Here is a 7,703-nt window from a genome sequence, read left to right as displayed (position 1 = left end):
GCGGTTCCGGTTCTGGTGGTGGCGCCGAGCGCGGTGCCGAATTTCGATGCCCAGTCCCGCCAATGAGCCTTGACCTTCTCACGATCCATCATAGCCCTTCCATCTGCCCCTTCCGCGGCTCGCCTGACATTGCCGGGGGTTTACTCTCCTGTGCGCCCGGAGCCAATGAAAGGAGCGTTGGTCTTTCGCAGGTTCGTGACGAGAGCATGTACAATGATCCGCTGCCCGTTTTAGTTGTAGTAATGACGTGAAACTTCAAGGAGAGCCAGCACGTATGACCCAGGTCACAGCACAAGAGGAATTCTGGGCCGGAGAGTTTGGCGACAACTACATCGAACGGAATCAAAGTCAGGACGTGCTGGCCGCCAAAACCGCGATGTTTGCCCGAATTGTCCAGCGATGCAGCAACATCCGGTCGGTTCGAGAGCTTGGCGCCAACATCGGCCTTAATATTCTGGCCCTCAAGACCCTGCTTCCAGACGCCGCGTTCCAAGCCATCGAAATAAACAGCCTGGCCTTCGAAAGGCTGGCGACGATACCCGGAATAGCTGCTTCCAATACGACGTTGTTCGAACCGGTCGGGTGGTCGAGCGTCGATCTGGCGTTTACCGCCGGTGTTCTGATTCACCTCAATCCCGACATGCTACCGGTGGCCTATGAAAGGCTCCATGAGGCCAGCAATCGTTATGTCCTCGTGGCGGAGTACTACAATCCCTCCGTGGTCGAGATCAGCTATCGCGGTCACAGTGGACGTTTGTGGAAGCGGGATTTTGCCGGTGAGATGATGGACAAGTACCCTGATTTAAAACTTGTCGATTACGGGTTTATCTATCATCGAGACCCGGCATTCCCTGCTGACGACCTGACGTGGTTCCTGATGGAAAAGCGGCCCTGAAAATGTCGGGAGCGTGCACTGACGACGACGTCGACCATGTGATGAGCGTTGCTCTCGGTCTCCCCGATGCCGAATGACGTCGTAATCATCACCCAGGCGCGCATGACCAGTACCCGCCTCCCGGGCAAGATCCTGATGCGCGCCGGGGAGCGCACGCTTCTTGAAACGCATCTCGATCGCCTCGCCAGTGTCGGCGTGCCCGTGATTGTCGCGACGACGACGAATCTCTCCGACGGTCCCGTTGTCGAACTCTGCGCTGCGCTCGACATTCCAATATTTCGCGGCAGCGAGAATGACGTACTGGAACGTTACCAGGGAGCGGCGCGGGCGCACGAGGCCCGTCACGTCATCCGCGTGACCTCGGACTGCCCGCTCATCTGCCCGGACGTGATTCGCGCCGGCCTCGACGTCTATTCGGGCCTGAAGAGCGAGACCGTTTATCTCTCGAACGGCGAAAAGCGGACCTACCCTCGCGGCATGGATTTCGAGATTTTTTCCCGACGCTCACTCGACTTCGCCGCGGAGAATGCCATGCTTTCCTCCGAGCGCGAGCATGTGACAGGTTATATTCGCACGTCGATGCCGGATATTCGCCACGAGCACTGCACGGATGAAGAAGATCTTAGCGACTGGCGCATCACCGTCGACACCGACGACGACTTCAAACTCGTCAAGCGTTTGATTGAAGATCATCATGCGTCCGAAATGGATTATCCGGGCTTAAAGGCTTTGCTGAAAGCACATCCGGATCTCATGAAAATCAACTCTCACATTCAACAGAAGCTGATCTGAGGAGCTGACAGGGTTTCGCCAAGAAAGCACCCGTCGATCGTCAACCCTCGCAAAACACGGGTCATCCGCATCTGACCCATGGCCCAGATGGCGAGTCGTCCGGTCTCATTTCATGATCGAATTCGGGCAGATCAGGATGAGTTCCAGCGCTTCCGCCTTGGAGACGCTGCGGCGGAGATGAGCTTCCCAACCGGGATCTCGTAGGACAAGAACAACTCCCCGAGCGGCGCCTTGCTCTTCGGCACTGTCTTGCTACCTTATCTTTCGCTTGGCCATCGGTACCGCCGAGGTCAGGTCAATCCGATCCGGTGGTCGAGCGCCAGTGCGGCCGCTTTGTCAGTAGATTACGGAGTTTGTCGTCGTGGGGAAGAACGAGACCATCGCGCATCACGAGGCTGGGCACGCCGTGATCGCGCGCGTGCTGGACATTCCGGTAAGCTACGCGTCCCTCGATGCAATCGACGGCGCCGGCGCGGTGGTGACGGCGTCCAGCGCGACGCACCTCGCCCCGGACGATCTTGAGGCGCCGGAGAAGTACGCCATTGTCGCGCTGGCCGGCCCGCAGGCCCAGCATCACTATCGTCCCATGTCCCTCGCGGCCCAGAATCGGGCGTGCGACGGTGGCTGGCGCGTGGATCGGGCCAACGCGACCAGCCTCCTGGCGATGCTGGTTTTGCGGCAGCACGGCAAGCCGGCGGTGCCGGGCAGCTACGTCGAGTTGGACGGCCCCGAGACAGAGGAGTTCGGCCGCCTGTTCAGCCGTGCGACCCAAAAGACTGCCGATCTCGTCCGGGAAAACTGGCCTGCGATCCAGCGCGTCGCTGCGGCCCTGCTGAGCCGTCCCGCGCTTACCGAAGAGGATATCGATGCCCTAATCGCGGCACACGACGACTAGCTGCTCTATTTTATTGCCAGAACGGCATATGGGATGCGGCCTTCCCGAAATTACCCTGTGCGCGCATCGCGAAGGATGAAGTAGCTGTCGGCGGACTGCATCGCCAGATCAACGCGATCCGGCTGCCTCTTTATCGACGATCTGATCGAGATATTGGAGTGCGGCCTTGAGCTGAGCGTCATCGGCTTTGCCGATGAGATCGGCCTTGATCGGTGCCGAAGAAGCGGACTTGACTTGCGGGATTGTCGGATGCGTCACGTCTGCGTCCGGCGTGTGGTTGAGTGGGCCGGGGTTGGCAAAAGCGTCGTGCAGCGCATTTTCCCGAAGCAAGGCGCCCCCTGCGATCTGCTGATCCTTGGGAACGTCGACGACGATGTCGGGCGTAATGCCCTTGTCCTGGATCGAATTCCCCGAAGGAGTGTAATAGAGCGCCGTCGTGAGCCGCAGCGCGCCGTGTCCTTTCAGCGGGATGATCGTTTGCACCGATCCCTTGCCGAAGCTTTGAGTCCCCATGATGATGGCGCGATGACGATCCTGCAAGGCGCCCGCGACGATCTCCGAGGCCGATGCCGAAGCACCGTTGATTAGGACCGCGACAGGAGCGCCGGACAACATGTCTCCGGAGGCGGGAGCCTTGAATGTCTTGTCGTCGCTCGCCTGCCTGCCATGGATGCTGACCACTGATCCGCCGTCGAGCAGGTCCCCGGCCACATCGACTGCCGCGCTCAGGAGCCCTCCCGGATTGTCGCGCAGATCGAGCACGAGCCCCTTGATGCGTCCGTTCGCACTGTGATTGAGATCAGTGATTGCCTTCTTGAATCCTTTCGCGGTGTCGCCACCGAACTGGCTGATGCGAATATAGCCGATCCGCTCAGGCTCGAGCTTGGATTTGACCGATTCGACCTTGATGATTTCTCGGGTGAGCGTGACGTCAAACGGCTGCCCCTTACCGCGCAGGATGGTGATCGTCACCGTCGTTCCGGGGGTGCCCCGCAACAGGCTCACCACCTCGGGCAGACTTACTCCCTGCGTGCTCGAATGGTTGATCAGGATGATCTGGTCGCCCGGCTCGAGTCCGGCGCGAGCCGCCGGCGTTCCGTCGACCGGCGAGATGACTTTGGGAATTTCGTTCTGTTCGGAAATCTCCATGCCGAGCCCGCCAAAGCTGCCCGACAGGTCTGCCTGCGACTGCTTGAACTCCTGTGCGTCCATATAGTCGGAATGAGGGTCAAGACGGGTGAGCATTCCCTTGAGCGCATCCTTGGTCAGTTCATCCGAGCCGACCGGGTGCACGTAAGCGTGGTGGACGAACTCGATCACACCGGCGAGCAGGGCGACATCCGGCATAGCGGGTCCGGCGCGCTGCATTGCGAGGGCGGCGATATGGGGCGCGGCAACAGCGCTTGCGGCTGCGATGAAGATGACGATAAGCGAGCGCAATTTGATCATGACCCGCACTCTCCTCGCCGCACTGTCATCGTAGCCCTCGTGCAGGATTGATCGGCTTGCTATTGGACACCGTAGAATTCTTTTACCCTCTTCAGCGCTTCGTCACAGGCCGCTGCGTCACCTCGTGAATTGGCCGCGCGAGCCTGCGCCAACGCCGTCTGCAGGTTGTCGGTTGCCTTGCGCTCAGCGCTTTTCACCTCGGCGGGGGTTGGCTGATGGTGAAGCTGGGCCCCTAACGTTTGCGCGGCGGTCGGCCCCTCCAGCGTGTCGGACTTCAAATGGGCGATTTGGCGTTCGATCTTTGCAAGTCCTGCGGAACATGCTGCGGCCCGTGTCGGCGTCGGATCGACGTGAGAAACCATCAGAGTGGAAATGATCAATGCGGTCAGCATCGTTGGCCTCTGCGCCAAGAACTCCCAACGATCATGATAGGTTCCCATGAGCAGTTCACACGGGATGCCGGCGCGCACCAATCTGTCCAAAGTTTAATGCTTTCGCCGATACGCAACCTTGCGGCGCAGCGCCCGCCGGGGTCAGGCAGGTTATAGCCGATCAAGTTCGGCCGTTGCTCGGGTTCATCGGCCGATCGCGTGCGAATAGTCCAAATTTCAATACCGAGTTCGGGATTAAAATGGCGCCGGACGAGAGCGCCTCTGCTCTCGGTGCGCGCAATCGTCAAGCTCTATCAGCGGCCGGCCTGTCGCCATAGGGCCAAGCCCAGTCGCGGATGCGCGGCATATCCTCGCCATGCTGGCGAATATAAAGCGCATGTTCGATCAATGCGTCGCGGAACTGTTGCTTGACATGGGCGGCTGCCGTGCCAAGGCCAGGCACGCGCTCGATGACTTCGATCGCCAGATGAAAACGATCGAGCTCGTTCCGAACGACCATGTCGAATGGCGTGGTCGTGGTGCCTTCTTCCTTGAACCCGCGAACGTGCATTCCGGCGTGGTTGGTGCGATTGTAGGTCAGGCGATGGATCAGATTCGGGTAGCCGTGATAGGCAAAAATCACGGGGTGGTCGTGGGTGAACATTCCGTCGAATTCGCGGTCGCTGAGACCGTGCGGATGCGCCTCTTTCGGCTGCAAGGTCATCAGGTCGACGACATTGACGACGCGAATTTTCAGATCGGGCAGCCCCTCGCGGAGCAGATTGACGGCAGCCAACGTCTCCAGCGTCGGCACGTCACCCGCGCACGCCATGACCACGTCGGGTTCGGTGCCTTCGACTTCGGTGCCGGCCCATGTCCAGATTCCGATGCCGGCGTCGCAATGCGTGACGGCGTGTTGCATGGTCAGCCATTGCGGCGCGGGCTGCTTGCCGGCGACGATCACGTTGATGCGATCGTAGGTACGCAGACAGTGGTCGGTGATCCAGAGCAGTGAATTGGCGTCCGGCGGGAAATAGACGCGCACGATATCCGCCTTCTTGTTGACGACGAGATCGACGAAACCCGGATCCTGGTGACTGAAACCATTATGGTCCTGCCGCCAGACATGCGAAGTCAGAAGATAATTCAGGGAGGCGATTGATCGACGCCACGGCAGCCCACGTGAGACTTTCAGCCATTTGGCGTGCTGATTGAACATCGAGTCCACGATGTGGATGAAGGCTTCATAGCACGAGAAGAAGCCGTGCCGTCCGCTCAGCAGGTATCCTTCAAGCCAGCCCTGGCAGAGATGTTCGCTCAGGACCTCCATGACGCGACCGTCCTGAGCGAGATGAACGTCATAGGGCTCCGTGCTTTCCATCCAGGTCCGTTCAGTGGCTTCGAACACCGCGTCGAGACGGTTTGAGGCGGTTTCGTCCGGTCCCATGATCCGGAAGTTTCGTGCACCGGCATTCAGGCGCAGGACGTCGCGAAGGAACTGTCCCATCAGCCGCGTTGCTTCGGCAACAACACCGCCGGGTCGGGGTACCTTGACCGCGTAGTCATGAAAATCCGGCAGCTTGAGTTCGCGTTTCAACAATCCGCCATTGGCGTGAGGATTGGCGCCCATGCGCCGGTCCCGGCGCGGCGCGAGTGCCTGCAATTCCGGTTGCAGGCAGCCGTTTTTGTCGAACAGCAGTTCCGGCTGATAGCTGCGCATCCATTGCTCGAGCAGGTTCAGATGCTCGGGATTTCCCCGCGGGTTGGCGATCGGGATCTGATGTGCCCGCCAGAAGCCTTCAACCTTCAGGCCATCGACTTCCTTGGGACCGGTCCAGCCCTTCGGACTGCGGAGCACGATCATCGGCCATTTCGGAAGATCGGTCGTCTTGCGTCCATCGCGCGCGACTTGCTGGATCGCGCGAATGCTCTCGACTGCCTGCTTCATTACGTCGGCCATCTGCCGATGCATCAGCGCAGGCTCGTCGCCCTCCACAAACAGTGGCGTGTGGCCATAACCTGAAAAGAGCTGCCGAATCCCTTCATCGTCCATCCGGCCGAGCACGGTCGGGTTCGCGATCTTGTAGCCATTGAGGTGCAGAATCGGCAGCACCGCACCATCATGCATCGGATTCAGAAACTTGTTGGAATGCCACGACGCGGCGAGCGGTCCGGTCTCGGCCTCGCCGTCGCCGATCACGCAGGCGACGATGAGATCCGGGTTGTCGAATGCCGCGCCATAGGCATGCGTCAGCGCATAGCCGAGCTCGCCGCCCTCGTGGATCGAACCAGGCGTCTCCGGCGCCGCGTGACTTGGGATTCCGCCGGGAAAAGAAAACTGCCGAAACAGCTTGCGCAGGCCGTCAGTGTCGCGACTGATGTCGGGATAGATCTCGCTATATGTGCCTTCGAGGTAAGTGTTCGCCACCATGCCGGGGCCGCCATGGCCAGGTCCGCAGATATAGATCACGTTCAGGTCGAACGCACGGATCATGCGATTGAGATGTGCGTAGATGAAGTTGAGTCCCGGCGTCGTGCCCCAGTGTCCCAGCAGCCGTGGCTTGATGTGTTCGGGACGCAAAGGTTCATGCAGGAGCGGATTGTCGAGAAGGTAGATTTGTCCGACCGACAAATAATTGGCGGCGCGCCAGTATCTGTCGAGTAGATCTAAGTCACTGGAAGAGGTCGGATGGTATGGTGCCGTTTCCATGTTCGAAACTCAAAGTTCGAAACTCAAACAACACGCCCATGAAACAATACAATTGTGGTTCAATTGGATCACCGTTCGGTAAAATTGGCGATACAACCTTCTTTGAAACCGGGTGTTTACAGAGCCGATCGCAATCAGGATCGGTGGCGCCTGACCAAATCAGAAGTTTTTGATTCGGCATTGAGCTATCGCAAGCTTCGCGGGTTCCAACATCACCGCGCGACCTCGAGTTTTGCCTTGAGGTAGGTCAATTTCGATCTGATGCCTTTCTCATATTCTCTCTGTTGAACCATGCCTGCCGGGAGGATTCGCATGATCAAGGATATCATTCTCCATCTGGAGCGCGATTCGTCCCGGGATATCGTTTGCGACTTTGCTGCCTCGACAGCCGAGATGTTTGCCGCTCATCTGACGGGAGTCTCCTTTGCTTTTGCGGCCAGTATTCCGAACTATATTGTTCCAAATTTCCCCCCAGGCGTTCTGGCCGATCTCTTTGCAGAAAGTGAAACAGCGGCGCGCGGTGCAATCGACCGCTTCGAGGCCACTATGAAGCGTACTGGCGTTTCGGCGGAGCCGCGGCTTGTCTTGCAG

Annotated in this window: 6 protein-coding genes and 1 pseudogene; 4 read left to right on the top strand and 3 right to left on the bottom strand. The window is 59.1% G+C overall.

Features of this window, described 5'->3' with window-relative positions; translation table 11 throughout:
* Positions 1–274 precede the first annotated feature (274 nt).
* The 3 genes from BGN91_RS08990 to BGN91_RS08980 all read left to right on the top strand — a co-directional run bounded on the left by BGN91_RS08990 (position 275) and on the right by BGN91_RS08980 (position 2,582).
* A complete protein-coding gene (locus tag BGN91_RS08990; RefSeq protein WP_292612410.1) occupies positions 275–895 on the top strand; it encodes a pseudaminic acid biosynthesis-associated methylase in 621 nt (206 codons plus the stop codon).
* Between the two features lie 66 nt (positions 896–961).
* The gene (locus tag BGN91_RS08985; RefSeq protein WP_292612408.1) at positions 962–1,687 is read left to right on the top strand and encodes a glycosyltransferase family protein; all 726 of its coding nucleotides are present in this window, start codon (positions 962–964) and stop codon (positions 1,685–1,687) included.
* 361 nt (positions 1,688–2,048) lie between these two features.
* Entirely contained in the window at positions 2,049–2,582 is a 534-nt protein-coding gene (locus BGN91_RS08980) for a hypothetical protein (RefSeq protein ID WP_292612406.1), read from the top strand.
* 108 nt (positions 2,583–2,690) lie between these two features.
* On the opposite strand, the gene BGN91_RS08975 is transcribed toward BGN91_RS08980, so the two are convergent.
* The 3 genes from BGN91_RS08975 to BGN91_RS08965 form a co-directional block, all read right to left on the bottom strand.
* Positions 2,691–4,031, bottom strand: coding sequence for a S41 family peptidase (locus tag BGN91_RS08975; RefSeq protein ID WP_292612404.1), 1,341 nt, complete (start codon positions 4,029–4,031; stop codon positions 2,691–2,693).
* A 59-nt stretch (positions 4,032–4,090) separates the two neighbouring features.
* Entirely contained in the window at positions 4,091–4,423 is a 333-nt protein-coding gene (locus tag BGN91_RS08970; RefSeq protein WP_292612402.1) for a hypothetical protein, read from the bottom strand.
* Between the two features lie 283 nt (positions 4,424–4,706).
* Positions 4,707–7,112, bottom strand: a complete 2,406-nt coding sequence (locus BGN91_RS08965) for a phosphoketolase (RefSeq protein ID WP_292612400.1) — start codon at positions 7,110–7,112, stop codon at positions 4,707–4,709.
* A gap of 312 nt (positions 7,113–7,424) precedes the next feature.
* Between BGN91_RS08965 and BGN91_RS08960 the strand changes: the two are divergent.
* Positions 7,425–7,703: pseudogene (locus BGN91_RS08960) on the top strand (universal stress protein); the annotation flags it as partial.

It is taken from the genome of Nitrobacter sp. 62-13, assembly GCF_001896955.1.
GTDB lineage: Bacteria > Pseudomonadota > Alphaproteobacteria > Rhizobiales > Xanthobacteraceae > Nitrobacter.
Note: the sequence above shows the minus strand (reverse complement) of the source record. Positions and strands in the feature narration are given on the sequence as shown.